General features: G+C 40.2%; 15 protein-coding genes. 8 read left to right on the forward strand and 7 right to left on the reverse strand.

The window, feature by feature from the left end:
- The first annotated feature begins 50 nt into the window (after positions 1-50).
- Positions 51-743, forward strand: coding sequence for an O-methyltransferase (locus IQ282_RS02075; RefSeq protein ID WP_194850330.1), 693 nt, complete (start codon positions 51-53; stop codon positions 741-743).
- Here the strand turns inward: IQ282_RS02075 and IQ282_RS02080 are convergent.
- From IQ282_RS02080 to IQ282_RS02105, 6 genes are all read right to left on the reverse strand, one after another.
- Complete coding sequence (locus IQ282_RS02080) at positions 702-1,298, reverse strand: phosphatase PAP2 family protein (RefSeq protein ID WP_194850247.1); 597 nt, start codon at positions 1,296-1,298, stop codon at positions 702-704. The genes IQ282_RS02075 and IQ282_RS02080 overlap by 42 nt on opposite strands.
- Positions 1,298-1,573 carry a Sec-independent protein translocase subunit TatA/TatB gene (locus IQ282_RS02085; RefSeq protein WP_194850248.1) on the reverse strand — a complete coding sequence of 92 codons (276 nt, stop codon included), beginning with the start codon at positions 1,571-1,573 and terminating at the stop codon, positions 1,298-1,300. The genes IQ282_RS02080 and IQ282_RS02085 overlap by 1 nt, the downstream gene beginning before the upstream one ends.
- A gap of 281 nt (positions 1,574-1,854) precedes the next feature.
- Positions 1,855-2,682 (reverse strand): hypothetical protein, encoded by an 828-nt coding sequence (locus tag IQ282_RS02090; RefSeq protein WP_194850249.1) that lies wholly within the window; start codon positions 2,680-2,682, stop codon positions 1,855-1,857.
- Between the two features lie 68 nt (positions 2,683-2,750).
- Positions 2,751-5,048: a M1 family metallopeptidase gene (locus tag IQ282_RS02095; RefSeq protein WP_194850250.1), complete on the reverse strand. Its 2,298-nt coding sequence runs from the start codon at positions 5,046-5,048 to the stop codon at positions 2,751-2,753.
- Positions 5,049-5,112: 64 nt separating this feature from the next.
- Positions 5,113-5,688 (reverse strand): DUF6702 family protein, encoded by a 576-nt coding sequence (locus tag IQ282_RS02100; protein ID WP_194850251.1) that lies wholly within the window; start codon positions 5,686-5,688, stop codon positions 5,113-5,115.
- A 118-nt stretch (positions 5,689-5,806) separates the two neighbouring features.
- Entirely contained in the window at positions 5,807-6,661 is an 855-nt protein-coding gene (locus IQ282_RS02105; RefSeq protein ID WP_194850252.1) for a carboxypeptidase-like regulatory domain-containing protein, read from the reverse strand.
- Positions 6,662-6,756: 95 nt separating this feature from the next.
- Between IQ282_RS02105 and pepE the strand changes: the two genes are divergently transcribed.
- Genes pepE through IQ282_RS02135 form a run of 6 tightly spaced genes read left to right on the forward strand, consistent with a single transcriptional unit; the run spans position 6,757 to position 10,256 of the window.
- A complete protein-coding gene (gene pepE / locus IQ282_RS02110; RefSeq protein WP_194850253.1) occupies positions 6,757-7,467 on the forward strand; it encodes a dipeptidase PepE in 711 nt (236 codons plus the stop codon).
- 28 nt (positions 7,468-7,495) lie between these two features.
- On the forward strand, positions 7,496-7,786 hold the full coding sequence (locus IQ282_RS02115) for a GNAT family N-acetyltransferase (RefSeq protein ID WP_194850254.1): 291 nt from the start codon (positions 7,496-7,498) through the stop codon (positions 7,784-7,786).
- Complete coding sequence (locus tag IQ282_RS02120) at positions 7,783-8,313, forward strand: GNAT family N-acetyltransferase (protein ID WP_194850255.1); 531 nt, start codon at positions 7,783-7,785, stop codon at positions 8,311-8,313. Before IQ282_RS02115 ends, IQ282_RS02120 begins: the two co-directional genes overlap by 4 nt.
- A complete protein-coding gene (locus IQ282_RS02125; protein ID WP_194850256.1) occupies positions 8,297-8,752 on the forward strand; it encodes a GNAT family N-acetyltransferase in 456 nt (151 codons plus the stop codon). The genes IQ282_RS02120 and IQ282_RS02125 overlap by 17 nt, the downstream gene beginning before the upstream one ends.
- Complete coding sequence (locus IQ282_RS02130; protein WP_194850257.1) at positions 8,749-9,462, forward strand: M15 family metallopeptidase; 714 nt, start codon at positions 8,749-8,751, stop codon at positions 9,460-9,462. The genes IQ282_RS02125 and IQ282_RS02130 overlap by 4 nt, the downstream gene beginning before the upstream one ends.
- Before the next feature lie 26 nt (positions 9,463-9,488).
- A complete protein-coding gene (locus IQ282_RS02135; RefSeq protein WP_194850258.1) occupies positions 9,489-10,256 on the forward strand; it encodes a M48 family metalloprotease in 768 nt (255 codons plus the stop codon).
- Between the two features lie 239 nt (positions 10,257-10,495).
- On the opposite strand, the gene IQ282_RS02140 is transcribed toward IQ282_RS02135, so the two are convergent.
- Entirely contained in the window at positions 10,496-17,059 is a 6,564-nt protein-coding gene (locus tag IQ282_RS02140; RefSeq protein ID WP_194850259.1) for an alpha-2-macroglobulin family protein, read from the reverse strand.
- 112 nt (positions 17,060-17,171) lie between these two features.
- Here IQ282_RS02140 and IQ282_RS02145 point away from each other — a divergent pair, with 112 nt between their 5' ends.
- The gene (locus IQ282_RS02145; RefSeq protein WP_194850260.1) at positions 17,172-17,909 is read left to right on the forward strand and encodes a tetratricopeptide repeat protein; all 738 of its coding nucleotides are present in this window, start codon (positions 17,172-17,174) and stop codon (positions 17,907-17,909) included.
- The last annotated feature ends 272 nt before the right edge of the window (positions 17,910-18,181 follow it).

The following is an 18,181-nucleotide window of genomic DNA, read 5'->3' on the forward strand; positions in this document are numbered from 1 at the left end:
AGCGCAGCGAAAAATCGAGCTAGTCGTTTGTCATGACGTATCTTGCAGCCATGTTTTTTTTACCTAAAAATCTGGACGATTATATTGTCAATCATTCTGAGGACGAGCCGCAAATCCTCAAGGATCTAACTAGGGAAACACACTTAAAAGTGCTGCAACCCATCATGCTTTCTGGCGCTTATCAAGGTCGAGTGCTCAGCATGATCTCGCATTTGCGGGCACCTAAACGAGTTCTAGAAATAGGAACCTTCACAGGCTATTCTGCCATTTGTTTGATGGAGGGAATGCCTGCGGATAGCGAACTTATCACAATCGACATTAACGAAGAATTAGAAAGCATAGCTGGAAGATATTTCAAACGCTTCAATTCGGCTTCGGATGATAAGGATTCAACTTTAGACAATGAAGCAATTTTCAGTAAAAACATTACCGTAAAGCAAGTCATAGGCGATGCTACGCAGATTATTCCCCAACTGGAAGGCACCTTTGATCTGGTGTTTATTGATGCAGATAAGCCCAATTATGTAAACTACTTCCATCAAATTATGGAGAAAGTGACCTCGGGTTCTCTGATCATTTCTGACAATGTATTATGGCATGGGAAAGTGGTGGAAGATGTCAATCCTAAGGATACTTCCACACCCGTATTGCTGGAATACAATCGGTTGTTGAAAGAAGACCCTAGATTGCAAACTGTACTATTATCCGTTAGGGACGGACTTACGCTTTCGCGCGTTCTTTAAGACCTCAAAAAGCCAAAGCGTTAGCTTATAAAACAAATAACCCATTAAGAGTCCTACTAGCATTCCAACAGTTAGGTCTGCTGGATAATGCACGCCTATGAACAATCGCGAAAACGCAAACATGATGGGCCATATGTAAAATAGATAGTGCCATTTTCTAGGCTTGTAATGCTGCAACAATAAAACAACAACAGTGGTCACCGCAAAACTTACCGCACTGTGCCCAGACCAAAAGCTGAAGTTTTCAGGTGTCTGTAATATATGAATACTGTCCATCAGGATAGGCTCATTATTGGGACGCAATCGTTCCACTACGTTCTTGACCAGATTTGTCAACCATAATGTGAATACTGCAGTTGTTAGAACCATACCTATCATGGCAAAACCCTTGCGCCAGCTGGTCGATTTATAGAGTAAAAAGAAGAAAAAGAAATAAACGGGAAACCAGTGTTCAATTTTAGTTATGAAAATCCAGAACTCTGTGTACTCACCTATCGCTAAGCCATTAAAGTAGCTAAAAATATCCCGATCCAGTTGAACCAATTGTTCCCACATTAAAACTTGCGTTTGATGGAGCCCGTATCCTCGATTTGATCCTTAACTTGTTCTATCTGCTTGGTAATCTCTTCAATATCTTGAGAAAATCCATGCTCATCTGCAGACTTAGAGATCTCATTCTTAATATCGTCTGTGGCATTACGAACGGTCTTCATGGCTTTGGCAATTCCACGAACTATTTCTGGAAGTTTGTCAGATCCAAATACCAATATGATGACTAACCCAACGATCATCATCTCTGGCGTACTTATAAAAAGTGGCAATGAAAACATGTTGCAAATATACGATCCAGCAACGCGATAATATTTCTGTTTGTAGCATAATTATTTGGGCGTTCCCACTAGAATCTTCGCTATAGCTTCATTCTAGCGGTCGAGCTTTCCGTTTCCATCTTTTAAAGCTTAAAATTCATGCTGTCGAAGGCTTTAAAAGGATTTTCACTACAATCTCTAACGCATACATAGTTTATAAATTAAAAGTCCATACAACTTCATAGACGTATGTCACCCTTCAAGGCCATCTCTACATTTCTTATAAGGAGTGTCTATTATAATTATTGATAATTAAAGAACTCATAAGAGGTTCCTGTTCCCGTTGCGGTAGTCGTTTCCACTTCTCTAGAATTGGGAAAATCATCGTCCTGTAAAGTGTAATTATAATTGATGGATCTGTTTTCTAAAAAAGCACTGCCGACACGCTCATAATCAATCCGGGTTAAAGGTAAATATCTGGTGTATGGAATAAAGTCTTCAAACACGAGAAACCTAATCACGTCATTCATATCCCGAAATGGGTTGTTGTTTAAGAAATAGGTAAACTCTGTAAACTTTAAGATTGTCGAACCATCGCTGGCCAACTCATCGATTCTGGAAACATTGAAATTTTCTGTGTAGGTGTACTTCAAGCGCTTCTTTAACATTGGAGTTCCAGAAGCATTTTTATCATATGTAATCGCACGATCTATCCGGTTTTGTGAATCGATGTGCAATTCTTTGAACTCGCGGCTTTGATCTGGTTTTGTTGTGGTTATCGTGATGGTGTTGTTTTCGTAGGCTAGAGTTGCAATCGTTATTTGTGAACCTTCTATTTTATCGATTTGAGTCAATCGGTTGTTCGCAGCATAGGTGAATTGAAAGTTACTCTCAGAAGTTCCTGTAAAAGCAATGCTGGTGATTAATTGATTAATATCATATGTGATGTCTATCGAGGTCACAGGAGCTCCATTAGGTGTGTTTGAAATCACTATACTTTCCAACCGCACCAAATCGTCCATAGGTTCATCGATATCTATTATCTCAGTTTCTTCCTGCAGATTATCATCACAGGAATACAGACCAAAAATTAGCATCGCACTCAAGACTAAAAAAATCAGCTTTCTCATATCCTCTAAACATAAAAAAGCCAGATTCATTGTGAATCTGGCTTGATATTTATTATTTAATAAAGAACCTAATTCTTCATTTCTTCAAATTTGTCTACTGTTGGTTCTTTAGGCCAAGAGTTGTTTGTAACATCAACGTCAGCAGTTTCTAGGTTAGGATCGATTACAACCTTTACGATCTCTTTGCTTGTTCCTTTACTCAAGGTCACTTGCTTATCGTTTAACCTCCAGATTTCTGCTGGGTGCTTAACCATTTCTGTAGTACCATCAGCATAAGTATATTCTATGATAATAGGCATTACGAGTCCGCCTGGTTTATCTACAGTAATTTGATAGAAAAATTTAGGATTTTTCATCATCGCTCTTTCTTCTGGCGTGAAATTATCCATCAAGTATTCTTTTAGAGCAACGGCCTCTTCCTTAGGGTCTTTTCCTTTCATCTCTGGCTTAAAATCTCCAGTCCCTTCTTTTACCATATAAACTAGGCCCTGAAAACGCTCAAGTGGGATGTTACGAGCTTCCGCAAGGTCCTTCATTTCCTGATTCATATCGTTAGAGACGTAGTAACGCTCTACATCACCTATAGCCATATCTGTGTACTGTGTGCTGTAGAACCATCCTCTCCAGAACCAGTCTAGATCAACAGCACTTGCATCTTCCATGGTACGGAAGAAATCTTCTGGAGTTGGGTGTTTAAACATCCATCTTTCAGAATAGGTGCGGAAAGCATAATCAAATAACTCTCTTCCCATAATAGTTTCACGCAGGATATTAAGTCCTGTAGCAGGTTTCGCGTAAGCGTTAGAACCAAATTGATACGTATTCAAACCCTTAGTCATAATAGGTGCAATGTACCGCTGGTCGCCACCCATATATGGAACGATGGCAGCTGCTGGGCCACGACGTGATGGATATTTGTCAAGATTTGTCTCACCTTTCAGAGATCCAGGATAGCTCTCACCAAAATCCTGCTCTGCAACATATTGTAAAAAAGTATTTAACCCTTCATCCATCCATGTCCACTGGCGCTCGTCAGAGTTAACAATCATTGGGAAAAAGTTATGTCCTACCTCGTGAATAATCACTGAAATCATACCGTATTTGACACGGTCAGAGTACGAACCATCTGGTTCTGGACGGCCATAATTCCAACAAATCATAGGGTATTCCATCCCCTGATTCTTTGCATGAACAGAGATCGCTTTGTGGTAAGGATAATCAAAAGTCATTCTAGAATAAGATTCCAAAGTTTGAGCAATTGCATATGTGGACCATTGTTCCCATAGAGGATTTCCCTCTGGTGGATAAATAGAAACCGCCATAACATCGCTATCGCCTACTTTAACAGCCATCGCGTCTGCTATATATCTTCTGGATGATGTCCATCCAAAATCGCGAACGTATTCTGCTTCAAGTTTCCACGTTTTTGTTTCTGTAGAGTTTCCAGCAGCATATTTCTCTGCTTCTTCCTGAGTACGTATAATTACTGGCTTGTCGTAAGATTTCATGGCTCGCTCGTAACGGTCCATCTCTACGTTAGAATATACATCCTTGCGGTTTGTAATTTTTCCTGTTCCGTCTAACCAGTGATCAGCGGGAACGGTGATGTTCACTTCAAAAGAACCGAATGGCAACGCAAATTCATCGCGACCCCAGAACTGGCTGTTCTGCCATCCTTCTACATCATTGTAAACCGCCATACGAGGGTAGAATTGCGCAATTACGTAAGAACGATTCCCATCAGGAGTCTGCTCATAACCGCTTCTACCACGACCGTCAACGTGGTCGTTAATATTGTAATCCCACTCGATATCAAATTCAAAATCTTTCCCAGATTTCAAAGCTTCTGGAAGTTCGACACGCATCATCGTTTGATTGATGGTGTATTTCAATGGGTTTCCTCTTTTATCTAATACTTTTTTAATATTGAAACCTCCATCAAATGGTTCTTTCAAAAAGGCACCTGCAAAACCTTCTGCTGTTGCATATGGGTCAATTCTACCACCTTCAATTAAAGGAGTATTAGAATCTTTAGCACGCATATTTTGATCTAATTGAACCCATAGATATTCAAGAACATCTGGAGACTTATTAGTGTACGTAATGGTTTCATAACCGTAAATATGATGGTTTGCATCATCCAGTCTAATGTCCATTTTGTAATCTGCACGTTGCTGATAATAAGCTGGACCTGGCGCGCCACTGGCGCTGCGGTATTCATTAGGAGTTGAGAACTCCTGGTACATTTGACGGAATTTGTTCCCGTTGTAGTGTTCTGGTGCTTTCTCTTCCTTAGGTGCATCTTGTGCAAAGGAACCGAAAGACACAAGCATCATACTGATGAACAAAAATTTAATTGCTTTCATTAATTGTGTAGTTTTTCTTGTTAGCGCTAATTTAAGAATAAAGTGGTTGCTGGGAAACAAATCCCTAAAACTTTACACTATCTGTGGGCGTATCCCTGCTATTGAGCAAAGATTTGCGTTGATTATTTATTTTAAAATGTGTCAGATTCTTTTGGTCTGGGAAAAGTTCAATCAAGGATTTATTACTAATCTCAATTGATTTAGGGAGCATATCTGCAGGAATCTCGAGATAAACTACAATTTGATCTACGTCATATTCTGCTCCTATAACGGTAGGAATTGATTCCTTACCATCAACTTTAATGCGAATTCTATTGGAAAAATAACGTTCTAGAATTGGTTTTAGCTCTGGCAGATCGTCTGCATTACCTAATTGCAGGCGTTTTTCTAACCGCTCGTTAAGAACGTCTTCTAAATCATCTATAAAGTATCTAGAAATCATTTGCAACGCTTTAGCTTTCTGACTATAGGTGACGTTTGAAACAGATAAATAATATTTATGAAAGTCAATACATTCATTTTTCACATGAGGTATTGCATCTGGATTTGTAGAGATTGAAGTCGCTACCTGTGTCAGCTCTGGAAAATATTTAATGGCAAGGCTGTTTGCCTTAAGTCCAGACACTGCAAACAAAGACAAGAAAAAAAAGTTGAAATAAAATAAGATTTTCATAGAAGTATAAACGATAGATTCTTTTAGAAATAGATAGTTTCAAAGCAAAACGATCTTGACTGAAAGAACAGTGCAAAAACAATACCTATTGTTTCACAGACCTTTGTGTAGATGTTTTTTCGTTTTTGGCGAGTCTAGCTTTAAAAGTAGTTGCTTGCTCATCAAGGAATTGTAAAAGCTCAATTTCATTATCTTTTTGAAGCATGCTTTTATTAAGCCCTTGTTCGTTAGCAAAAACCATAAATTCATAGAGATGCTCTTCATCAAGATCAAGGAATTCAGATAAATATTCTGTACTGTATTTGTCCTTACCTAAAAGAGTCTTGAATCGCTTCTCTTGAGCATTCGGCTCCCCAACACTCAAATCTACAGTACTAAGAGCACCATTTACTAGAAGACCACTTAATAACCCTACAAGATTAAAGGAATTATACCTTAGCTGACTTTGGTTAAATGCAAGTTGCTGTACTGGGATTTCTTCAGGCTGTCTCACGCGATCAGAAAAAGTATTCTCCATTCTATCAACAGCTGGAGTTCTAATATTTCTGTCAGTTACTTTATCTATCCCGGTATCTGGCATTTCAGTTCTTTTAACCGCCACACGTACTGATTGATCTGTTACAACAACCTCATCCAGTAAGTTCACGCCTTCACTAAACGTGAGAAGTGTTGTTCCTTTATCTACTGTCGCTTGTGTGATTTTAAGAATAAATGGATCATATTGAACGGCATTAAAAGACAGATTATCACCCGCTCTAACATCTATGTAAAAAATTCCCATATCGTTAGTAACCGTACCTTCAAGGGTAGTATTGTTAAAAATAGTTATTCCCTCCAGCGGCTCTTGCAACACGCCATTGATCGTTCCCTGAATCTGTTTACGTTCCTGAGCTATTAAAGCCGTTGAAGTAAGGAGTAAAAAAAGTAGTAGATGTTTCATATCGTTTATTAAATACTAATATAAAGTTATAAAGACTCTGCACAGCATTGTGCCTGAGATTTGTTAAATACCTTTGAGGAAAGCCAGCTATTTTTATGAGAAATATGATTATCGCCAGTACTTCCACCATTTATGGCAGTGAATATCTAGAATATTTGACGCCTGTTTTGTCAGAAAGATTAAAAGGTCTGGGAATTAGCGAGGTTATTTTTATCCCATACGCTCGTCCAGGCGGTATTAGTCACGACGATTATTCTAATAAGGCGGGTTTGGCTTTCGCCAAAATGAACATCACCATCAAAGGTATTCACACTTTTGAAAATCCCATACAAGCCATTGAAAATGCACAAGCAATTTTCACAGGCGGCGGGAATTCTTTTCAACTGGTTAAAATGTTGCACGATCTAGAACTCATGATGCCCTTGCGTAGAGCAATTTATTCAGGTGTTTTTTATCTGGGAACTAGTGCCGGTAGTAATATTTGCGGTTTAAACATTCGTACCACAAACGATATGCCTATCGTACAGCCTAAAAGCTTTAAAGCTACAGGTGCTATTGCTTACAACATCAATGCACACTATCAAGACCCTATAAAAGACGACATGCACATGGGCGAGACCCGCGAGCAACGCATACAGGAATTCCACATATATAATCATCTTCCAGTAGTAGGCCTGCGAGAAGGAAGCTATATTAATATCAACGATACATCAGAAATTTTAGAAGGACCACATCACGCTCGCGTTTTTAAGCCTAACCAACCAGCTATAGAGGTTGCTCCTGGCTTTGACTTTGCTGTCCTTTAATTTTCTATTAACTTTAAATAAAAAACTTATGTCAAACGACTCAATCCAACACAAACACAATGACCGTCGAGGTATCTTTTTTCTAAAAGAAGATGATCAAACAATTGCAGAACTTACCTATTCGTTAGAAGATGGAGTTATGACTATAGATCATACAGAAACAAACCCATCTCATGAAGGAAAAGGCCTGGGTGGTAAAATGGTGGAGGAAAGTTACGCTTTCGCGAAAGCGAACAACCTTAAAATAAATCCGTTATGTCCATTTGCAGAGGTCATGTTTGATCGCAATCCAGAATGGAGCGCGGTGCGTGTAGGATGATACAGCTAGCAACAGAGCGATTGATCCTGCGTCCATACAACCTAAGCGATGCGCCTAGTCTATTCGCAATGAATACAGATGCGGAAGTTTTACAATATACCGGTGATACAGGATTTGAAAATCTCAAAGACGCTCAGGAATATATAGCAGATTATGTCTCAAATCCTGATGGTCAAATCAAAAAGTATAAAATGGGAAGGCTTGCTTGTATCGATAAAACCAACGGTGAATTCCTAGGTTTCTGCGGTCTCAAAACAGATGAGGATACTGGAATAACAGATTTAGGTTACCGCTTTTTAAGAAAACACTGGGGAAAAGGTTATGCTACAGAATCCTGCATTGCCGTGCTAGAATTTGGCTTTAAAACTCACCTAAAAGATCAAATAGTAGCCCATGTACATGAGTATAACTATGGATCCCAACGAGTGGTTGAAAAATTGGGTTTTACACTAGAACACAGGTTTTTATGGGATGGAGAGTTGCCTGGACGTTATTATAAAATTAGAAAAGATGCCTATAATAATTAAAGAAATTGCCGCACTTGAAACGTATGGTGTTAGACATCCCGTATTACGTGCTGGACGGCCACTGGAAGATTGTGCTATGGAAGGTGATGACCTAGAATCTACTTTCCATTTAGGGGCTTATGATGAAGAACTCCATATAGGGGTTGCCACTTTTTTGAAATCAGAAGCTCGACAATCTCCTATTGTTTTTGATACTATCAATTCGTATTATCAATTAAGAGGAATGGGAGTGATTCCTGACCATCAAGGTAGAGGAATAGGGAAGCTTTTATTAGAAAAAGGTATTGAAAAGTTACAGTCATACCAGATTGATATGTTGTGGTTCAATGCGCGAGTCATCGCGGTACCATTTTATGAGAGTATGGGGTTCGAAAAAACTGGCGAACCTTTTGAAGTCAAAAACATAGGAACCCATTTTAAAATGTTCAAGAAATTATGAAACAGCTGGCATCTTTATTTTTTATAGTTAGTTCTATATTATTTTCCGGGAACTCTATAGCTCAAACTTCAAAAACCTTATTAACTGGGCAAAGTTCAAACTCTTTTAATGCACTAGAAACAAAAACCCAGGAAGCGTTGTTAAAAATGCAAAAAGCAGCGCTGAAAGACGGTATCAAAATTCAGGTAGCTTCTGGATACCGCAGTTTTAATCGCCAGCGTCAGATCTGGAATAGAAAATATAAAAAGTATGAAGCAGAAGGATTAGTGCCTGATGCGATTTTTAATAAAATTGTAGAATACTCTACCGTTCCAGGAACTTCCAGACACCACTGGGGCACAGACATGGATTTGATCGATGCAAATACAAAGTATTCAGGATCTGTTCTCGTAACTGATAAATTTCACGGTGACGGACCTTTTTGTAGACTCAAAGACTGGATGGATGTACACGCGAGGGATTTTGGATTTGAGTTGGTTTACACCTTAAATGAAAATCGCAGCGGTTTTAAGTACGAACCTTGGCATTATAGCTATGCACCTGTTTCAAAGGATTATTTGAAGGATTACCTAAAAGAGATAGACTTTATCAATTTCTTACGTTCTGAAAATATCTTAGGAATGGACCAGATTAGCGATGAAAGATTACAGCGTTACTATATAGAGCATATTCAAGGAATCAACCCGATGCTAAATCCGAAAAAAGATTAAATTTCCAGTTCCAAAAATGATTACTCATGAGACGCGGTTCCGGAAAAATCAAATTATTTATAGGATTTGCTATTGTAGCTTTTGCCGTATTCAAATACTGCTCCAGCGGAAATACAAACGAATATACTGGCGAGACGCAATATGTTGATCTAACAGTTCAAGAAGAAATTGCCATGGGATTGCAAGCTGCACCCAGCATGATGCAGCAATACGGCGGTGAATATCCTGATCAGGATGCACAAGATCAATTAGATCGTGTAGGAGCAATACTTGTACAAAGCAGTATTGCAAAAGACACCCAGTACAATTGGGATTTTCATCTATTAGCAGATTCTCAAACCATCAATGCCTTTGCACTTCCTGGCGGGCAATGTTTTATAACAGCAGCACTTTACAGCCAGTTAGAAAATGAAGACCAGCTCGCAGGAGTTATGGGCCACGAGATAGGACACGTTATTGCAAGACATAGCGCAGAACGCATCCAGCAGCAAGGACTTGCCAACGGCGTGATTACGGGAGTTGCTGTAGGTGTAGAAGGTAGTGGTGAGGCTGCCCAAGCCATCGCCCAAATGATCACTATGAAATACGGCCGCGATGACGAATTACAAAGCGATGATCTAGGCGTAAAAATGATGATCGATGCCGGTTATGATCCCTACGAAATGATTAAAGTAATGGAGATTTTAAAAGCTGCTGGCGGTCCCAATCGCGCTCCAGAATTTCAATCCACTCATCCAGATCCTGAAAACCGTATTGAAAGGATCAAGGAAGCAATTGCAAAGCATAAGAAGTAAATCAAATTAGAAGCGTACTTCAAAATGGTAGCCTTAAATCTAAATTTGTTAAATCAGAAAACATCTTCTCGCTTCAGGATAACTTAGAATAAATAGTTGCTGGGGGTCCTAGCTCATGATCAAAATATCCTCAAAAAGGTGGACTTAAGTCCACCCTTTTGAGGATATAGGGATTGATCAATAAATTCACTTGGTCACAATAAAATAGACGACTCACGACTCAGTGACTCATAACTCACCTACTCCTTAATAGTAACCCGCACCCCTTCACTGTGACTGGAAAACTCTGGCGCGTACATACATTCTAACTCGGTTATTCCATTTGAAAACTGACCCGCATTGTTTGCCCGCACGTCGTATTCAAAAACGTAGGTTCCAGGTTTTAACTGGTCAAAGAAAAAGTGTGTGGCGACATCTTTAGTGCTTTGGTAATAGCCCAGACCATCCTGATATTTATACTTTGAGATCACATCGACAGGTTCAAAACCACTGGCGCGCATATCTTTTAAATGGACAAAATCAAGGTCTTTACTAGACCGTATTTCGATACGAACGGTTACTAAGTCCCCAATTTCCAAAGCATCTTTTGCCGTTATTTCCACCAGCCTTTTACCGGTATCTGTGTTCACTTTTTTGAACAGGCGTTTTTTAACCGACATCGGTAAATTATCGTCCACCGTTATTTTATCCAGGTCTTCAAAGTATTGCCAGTACAAACCGCCGTAGCCTGTGACCTCGCTTTTGTTTTTAACCTCAACCGTGGCATAAACTGGTTTTACGTCACCTTCTTTTAAAGACACTTTAAAGTAACCGGTGCCGGCTTCTTTTTTCACGTCTTTCATAAGGGGTTCTGGGATCGCTTTTCCGCCCCATAATATGCGGTTGCTTTCCTGAACGTCCAGCCACTGGTTGCCTTGCAGCAATAATGCATAGGTAGCATCTGCAGTCGCCTTGGTGGATTTCCAGCGATTTGTGCGTTTGTTTTGCAGCAACCAGACCTTCAATTCTTCCACGTTTTTCTCGTCGTTTCCTACTTCTGTGAAGGTCTCGATCGCCAGCGCTTGGGTCTCGATATCGCTGGAATACCAGTTGTAACCGGTCACATTTTCTTTCCAGTACATTCCGTTTTCACGGCTGTTGACCGCACTTTGTCGCAGGCCTTCCACGATTTTCAACGCGGTTGCCACTTCCCCATTGCGCTGCAGGCTGATCGACATCAGTAATTGCTGGTAGATTTGTTGTGAGGCAAAGTTGGTTTTCGCTTTCGCGAAAGCGGACTCACGACCCGTTTTCAAGACTCCCGTTACATTTTTGTCCGTACTGAAGCTGCGTGCATACTGGTAATGCCAATAACTAACGCCATAATTGTAATTTTCGAGTGTCTTATTGCGTTTCAGGTATTCATTGAAACTGCGTTCCCATTCCCGGTCTAAGGCTTTTATCGCATTGTTATAAATACGATCTGTCTGCGGGCGGTCGCCATCATTAACGTTCAATTTGTTCAAATGGCCTATTCCCGCAGCAATGTGTCGAGTTATATATTCGCTCATTTTCCCGCCGGCAAACCATGGGAAGCCGCCGTTTGACATCTGCTGTGCTTCTAGTTTTGCAAGAGTGTTCTTCTTTTCCATCGCCGTTTTGGCGAGGTCAAATAAGGTAGCAAGTCTTTTCTGCTTTTCAGCCTCTGATTTTGCATCGCGCAACCATGGAGTGTGCGAAATTATAACCGATTTCAACTCCTCATTTTTCTCCAGATTGCTCGCGGGAACATCATTTGCTGCCCAGCTGTCAAAGACTTCCTTGACATTAGGATTGCTATTTAAAATATGCGCTGCCATGGCATTTGCATAATATCTGGAAAAAGTCTGCTCTGAACATTCATGCTCAAATTCCATCAAATAAGGCAGTGATTGAATTGCGTACCAGGAGGGGTTTGAAGTGTATTCAAAGGTCAATTGGTGATTTGTTCTAGTACTGGAAGTGGTGTTCGCCAATTTATCCATGGTCACACTAGCAGTTTCCCCAGCACGTACCCAAAGCGCTCTACTTTCTGTTACTAACATTCTGTTGGTCAATACGGGTAACGTATTTTCCTCACCATCAGAGAAATTTCCTGAGGTTGCAAGAACTCTATAGGTAACCGCTTGCGTACCTATGGGAATATGAAACGTCCAATTCACGCTGGTATTTCCACCGGTCGCAGCTTCAAAAGCCTGAATGTTTTTATTGTTACCCAGTTCTACATCGATAGGCTGCATCGTCAACGCATCAAATAATTGCAGCGTTGCCTTACCTGTCATAGGTTTTCCAGAAAGGTTTGCCACCTTAGTAGAAAACCGAATCGTATCTGTTTCCCGCAAGAACCGTGGCGGGTTGGGAACCAGACTCAGCTCTTTTTGTGTTTGTACCAATCCTTCAAACTGTGCCGTTTGCGCTTGCTTGTTATGGGCAAATAACCTGAATTTCCATTGCGTCAACGCCTCTGGTGATTTAAAACTGAATTTCAAGTTCCCTTTTTCGTCCGTGTATAATTCTGGCAGAAAGAAAGCGGTTTCATCCAGATTCTTGCGTACCTGCACATTTTGTAAAGCGATGGCCTCGTTGATAATATCTGCGGTAGAAACACCAGCTTTAGTGCTGACGATAACTACTCCGTTTGCAGCGCGATTTCCATAAATCGCAGTAGCCTCGGAAGCTTTCAAAACGGATAATTCTTGAACCGAATCAGGGTTAATCGACTTAAACTCGGCAGCGGTCATAGGAACACCATCAATAATATATAAAGGCTCTGGATTCCCATCAGCAGATGCAGCGCCACGAATAACTACAGAAGCACTTTCTCCCGGCTGACCCTTTTCATATTCAACTTGTAGTCCTGGAACTTGTCCCTCTAATCTTTGAACGACTTCTTCATTAGGTCTATCAGCAACAGAGTCTTCTAATGCTGAAGAAGAAATAGTGCTGGATAGTTTAGCTGAAGTGCGATACGATTGCACAACAACGGCATCTAGCGAAGTCCCAAGGGTCAAATTCATAACCGGCTGTGAAACAACTACTATTTCAGAATCATAACCTGTAAATGAGAATTCCAGCTTATTTCCAATGGCAGCATTTATGACATAAATACCATCAAAATTAGTGGTTGTTGTCGTTTTAGTTCCTACAATGCTAACTGTGGCGCCTAAAATAGGATAGCCCTCAGAATCTGTTAATTTACCCACTATCTTTCCTTCCACTGCTTTCACGGGTTCCAGCTTTCGCGAAAGCGAGTTTTTATAATATCTATAACTACGCTCAAAATTATTAAAAGTCAATCCATAGAGATTGAACTCTTCCTTCTCAAGGGAAATGGTAGGTTCATTTTTGTAGGGTATTTGCGCATAAACGCTAGTGAGAGTCGCTGCGGTCAGGTTACTGGGCGTTGATGAATAAAAATCACGGCTGCGGTTGTAGAAATAAAAACCGTTCCAATAACTGCTCGCAAACTCGTCCAGACTTTTGTCGTACATGCTCGCTAGAACCTCTGCCTGCATGCCGGTACTGTCTTGATCTTTTATGGTAAATGACCATTCCTCGTCAGTTCCCGGGTACAACTTATTGCGGAAGGTCTGGGTCTGGATCGTGTAGTTCTGCACGGGCTCGATAGGTTTATTGGCCTGAAAACTACCCGTTTCAAAGTCGTTATACTTCTGCACCACGTATTGAAATTTTAAGGCGTTCCCAGAAATTTTACCCAAAGAAAATGTTTTGGTGGTCTTTCCATTAGGCAGATAAATCCATTTAGATTCTAGAATCTTTTTGCTGTCATAAGTTGTCAAATAAAGGTAGATCCCATCGCTGCTGGTGTAAAAATTAACGACCGCCAGTCCATCTTTTACGGCTACATCATGACTAATTATCGACGGAACGACCGGAAGATTTTTATCTGCCCAGACCTGAACATCTTGTTTCTGTTCCACATAATCTTTTTCATCCTCAAGGCTTAGATTCTTACCTACTTCTATTGCTTTTGCATAAAGAATGTAATCTCCGTTTTTCCAGTTTGCGGTGATGGGAAGTTTGATCGTCGTGAGCGAATCAGTGGTAACTCTGACTTTGAAAAGAATGGGCGTATTTTTCCAATCGGCTATTTTTTCTTCCTTGCGCAATTCTGCTAGCGGGAATTGTTTGCGGTATTCTTCAAGGTTCAGCTCTTGGAATTCTGCTTCTGCCAATTCACTATCAACTATAATATGATCGCTTTCTATGTTGCTCCTTACCTGAAATTCTAGGGTCGCATTGACGGGTTTGCCATTAAGGTTGCGCGCCATGATTTGGACTTCGTTATTTTCAACGCTTAGTGTCCCATTAGTTGACATTTGGATCTCGATGGGTTTGTATCCCACACGCACGGTCGTTTGTGCCGTTCTTGTTTCTCCATTGACATCAGTTACAGATGCGGCAATCCTATAATTATAAACCGACTCGATTTTCTTTGCAACCAAGGAAGAATCCGGCAACGCCTTAAACGGAATCGTAAAGGTTCCATCTGCTTTTGTGATCGTGGTGTCTTTTGCCATAACCTCATCATCCACGGGAACGTAGCCATATCTCCAGTAAGGCACATTTGCAGTACGTGTTACGGTATAAGCCACGTCTGCATCTGTTATATTGCTGCCCAACAGGGCTTTGGCAAAACCTTCGACTTTAACACTATCACCCACAATATAAGTGGCGGTTACCTCTTTAAATTCTGCCTTGAACCTGGGGCGTTTGTATTCTTCTACCTGGAAATTTGTGTTGCCATTGGATTCCAATTGACCAGACCAATTATATTTTTTATCATCAACATTTACATAAATGCTAAACGTTCCCGTAAGTGTTTCTGCAGGAAGGCTGAACGCTCCATTGATACTTCCGTAATCATTGGTCGTAAATTTTTCTTTGAAGACGTTTTCTCCATTGACATCTTCCACCACAATTTCCAGCTCTTGTTTAGAGATCACACTAGACTTTCCATTTTGGTTCCCTACAAAAATGGACTTGAAATATACTTTCTGTCCCGGGCGGTAAATAGCGCGATCTAAATAAATAAATGCAGATGCTTTTTTACTGTTGTCTGTTTCTTCTTTACGATAATAACCACGGTAGATATTGGTATAAATCGTATCTCCGTTTTTGATAGCCTCCAGTTTATTCCTATAGTAATTATCTGAAAGCAGGAATGAAACCTGACCATTTTTATCCGTCTTACCTTGATGGCTGGCCGTCTTCTTATCGTCACGATAGATATTAATGCTGACGTTTTCCATAGCCTTTCCAGAATCGCGATCAGTTGCGGTTACTACAGTTTTTCCCAAGACATTATTACTTGTTAAAGCAATTCCAGAAACCATCATATAAGTTCCCGAACTTACATTTTTGTGATCTTTCTCCTTGATCAAAACTAAATAGTGCCCTTTTTCCAAACCGGGAATCGCATATTCATAGGTATGATCAAAAGTATCTTCACCATCTTGTAGCACAGCTTCTTCCACGTGTGCAAAAGAATTATTCTTCAATGCTTTTTCATAAACGGCGTTGTGAATAGAATCGCGATTTCCTTGAATTTCACTGAAATCTTGTGCTACCTTGATATAATAAATGGTGGCGCTTTTAGCATTTTTATAGGAAACCACCCCACGGCTGGGCTGGTTGGGAATTACGTTCGTTTGCAAACTACTGCTAAGGCTGGGCTGGTAAATCTGGGAAAGTAATTGTACACATTTCAAACTACCATAGGTTTCTGGATATTTTACTATGGCAGCTTTAGCAATACTTATTGCTTTTTCACGGTCTTCCTTTTTACTTTTATTTTCAGAGTTGTTAGAGCGCTGAAAGTAATAGTTAGCTAGACTGTTTTGAATCAAGGTCACAGCACCATTATCTGCATAATCCTGAATTAAAGTTTCATAGATCGTTACTAATCCTGGCAAAGAATCATTGCTTGAAATCTTGTTTTTTGTGTATTCCAGACGTTCATCAATCGCAGCCAAAAACGCTGGAATCTCCTTCCTCTTTTTATGTAAGTATTCCAACTGGCCATACAACTGTATCACATCATAACTGGAATAAACGGTATCGTTTGCAGGTCTTTTGAGCTCGCGTAATTCCTCCGTAGAGAGAAAAGCATTTTCTTTTGTTATGGAAAAATTTTCTTTAGGCATTGTGATGCCATAAGCGCTTGTTTCATAAAAATCAAGCGCATGATGGGCTAGAATATCCAGCAGACTGGGGCGCAGTTCTCTTCCCAATGGCTTGATTTGGAGAATGGGATCATAGTTTGAAACCTTTACTTTTGAAAGCTTGTCTGCATCATAGAGGGACTTTTGAAAAATATCAGAAATCTCGCTGTAGAATCTTTTAAGATCCCACGCCATAAAGTCATCACCACCATCTGCTACAGATGTTCGCCCGTTGATGCGATAGCGATTTTGATTCAAATATTGGCTGTAAAGTTGTCCTTTTATGGAATAGTAGATATTCTTTTCAGGAAATTTTGCTTTGGCAATTCTTAGATCCAGCGCCTCAATAACTTTCTTCTGAGCGTCTTCTTCTTTGACCATCCAGAATTTTGACTGGAATAAAAATACTTTCACCAGTTGTGCCTCGTCGTTTTTTCTGGATGCCTTTGAGCTTATATTTTCCAGTAGCTTCTGGGCTTCTTCCAGTTTATTTTCTGATTCCAGCTGCTCCACCTCCCGCCATTGATCACTATAATCCTGGGCTAGTGCGGCATGCGAACCTATACAACTGAATGCGATGAGAAAGAGAAATTGCTTCATAATGATGTGATAGAATTTAAAGGTACCGCATTTTTGAAATTTGGCACCTCATTTAATCCCACTTCAATTCCCATACCGCAATCTGTGGTATTCTTTTTGATATTTTTGCGATATGAAAAACCTGTTCCTAGTTCTGAGTTTTATTTCCTGCAGCGTTGCTTGTGGTCAGTCCGCTTTCGCGAAAGCGGAATCCCTCTACAAACAAAACAATTACAAAGCGGCATTGCCTATCTACACAAAGTTGTTGCAAGAAGACCCCACCGACGCCAAATTATTGCGCGCGACCGGTCAGACCTATGGGAAATTAGAAGATTTTGAAGCGGCTACCGCGATCTATAAGAGACTGCTTGCCACAGATGATAATAACGCCGACTACCATTTTTTCTACGGTGGTGCTATGGGAATGTGGGCCAAAAACGCCTCAAAATTCAAAGCTCTGGGACTGCTGGACGATGTAAAAATGCATCTCAAACAAGCAGCAGATCTGGATCCGAAACACATAGAAGTACGCTGGGCACTGGTTCAGTTATACACAGAATTACCCGGGATTATAGGTGGTTCACTTTCCACTGCCCGCAAATATGCCACACAATTACAGCGTTTATCACCAGTAGATGGTTACCTCGCTACCGGCTATATCGAGGAGTATGACAAAGAATACGATGATGCCGAGAAAGCTTATAAAAACGCCATCAAAGTAGGCGGGTCTTCTTTGACTTATTTAAAACTAGCCAACCTCTATTCTGACAAAATGGATCGTGAGGCAGATGCAAAAACAACACTTGAGACCGCTTATAAAATCCACAAGGACCCTAAATTACTTGCGGAAATTGAGAAGTTGAATTCATGATCACATAGAAATTCAAGATACCGAGATTTCATAAGAGCAGGTTTAAACCTGCCCTTATGAATACCGTGGCTACTCTCAACATGATTCAAATTCTTTTCAAAAAATCTAAGTGTGTCTATCTAGAAATCTTAAATTAATGTATCAGAGAAAGGTCTATTTCAATTAATAACTTCTTTATCTTGTTCAAACTTCATTACATCATTAATTTAGTCATTCGTTGTTCGTCCATTAGAGCAGCAGTCATAAGTCAAAGTCGGTAAAAGCCAATTTTT

Source organism: Nonlabens antarcticus, assembly GCF_015356755.1.
In the GTDB taxonomy this organism is placed as follows: Bacteria; Bacteroidota; Bacteroidia; order Flavobacteriales; family Flavobacteriaceae; genus Nonlabens; species Nonlabens antarcticus.

Excerpts from the sequence above, each read along its gene's own strand:
- IQ282_RS02075 (WP_194850330.1), top strand. The coding sequence starts at position 51 with ATGTTTTTTTTACCTAAAAATCTGGACGATTATATTGTCAATCATTCT.
- IQ282_RS02090 (WP_194850249.1), bottom strand. The coding sequence starts at position 2,682 with ATGAGAAAGCTGATTTTTTTAGTCTTGAGTGCGATGCTAATTTTTGGT.
- IQ282_RS02085 (WP_194850248.1), bottom strand. The coding sequence starts at position 1,573 with ATGTTTTCATTGCCACTTTTTATAAGTACGCCAGAGATGATGATCGTT.
- IQ282_RS02145 (WP_194850260.1), top strand. The coding sequence starts at position 17,172 with ATGAAAAACCTGTTCCTAGTTCTGAGTTTTATTTCCTGCAGCGTTGCT.
- IQ282_RS02130 (WP_194850257.1), top strand. The coding sequence starts at position 8,749 with ATGAAACAGCTGGCATCTTTATTTTTTATAGTTAGTTCTATATTATTT.
- IQ282_RS02140 (WP_194850259.1), bottom strand. The coding sequence starts at position 17,059 with ATGAAGCAATTTCTCTTTCTCATCGCATTCAGTTGTATAGGTTCGCAT.
- IQ282_RS02080 (WP_194850247.1), bottom strand. The coding sequence starts at position 1,298 with ATGTGGGAACAATTGGTTCAACTGGATCGGGATATTTTTAGCTACTTT.
- IQ282_RS02095 (WP_194850250.1), bottom strand. The coding sequence starts at position 5,048 with ATGAAAGCAATTAAATTTTTGTTCATCAGTATGATGCTTGTGTCTTTC.
- IQ282_RS02135 (WP_194850258.1), top strand. The coding sequence starts at position 9,489 with ATGAGACGCGGTTCCGGAAAAATCAAATTATTTATAGGATTTGCTATT.
- IQ282_RS02120 (WP_194850255.1), top strand. The coding sequence starts at position 7,783 with ATGATACAGCTAGCAACAGAGCGATTGATCCTGCGTCCATACAACCTA.
- IQ282_RS02105 (WP_194850252.1), bottom strand. The coding sequence starts at position 6,661 with ATGAAACATCTACTACTTTTTTTACTCCTTACTTCAACGGCTTTAATA.
- pepE (WP_194850253.1), top strand. The coding sequence starts at position 6,757 with ATGAGAAATATGATTATCGCCAGTACTTCCACCATTTATGGCAGTGAA.
- IQ282_RS02125 (WP_194850256.1), top strand. The coding sequence starts at position 8,297 with ATGCCTATAATAATTAAAGAAATTGCCGCACTTGAAACGTATGGTGTT.
- IQ282_RS02115 (WP_194850254.1), top strand. The coding sequence starts at position 7,496 with ATGTCAAACGACTCAATCCAACACAAACACAATGACCGTCGAGGTATC.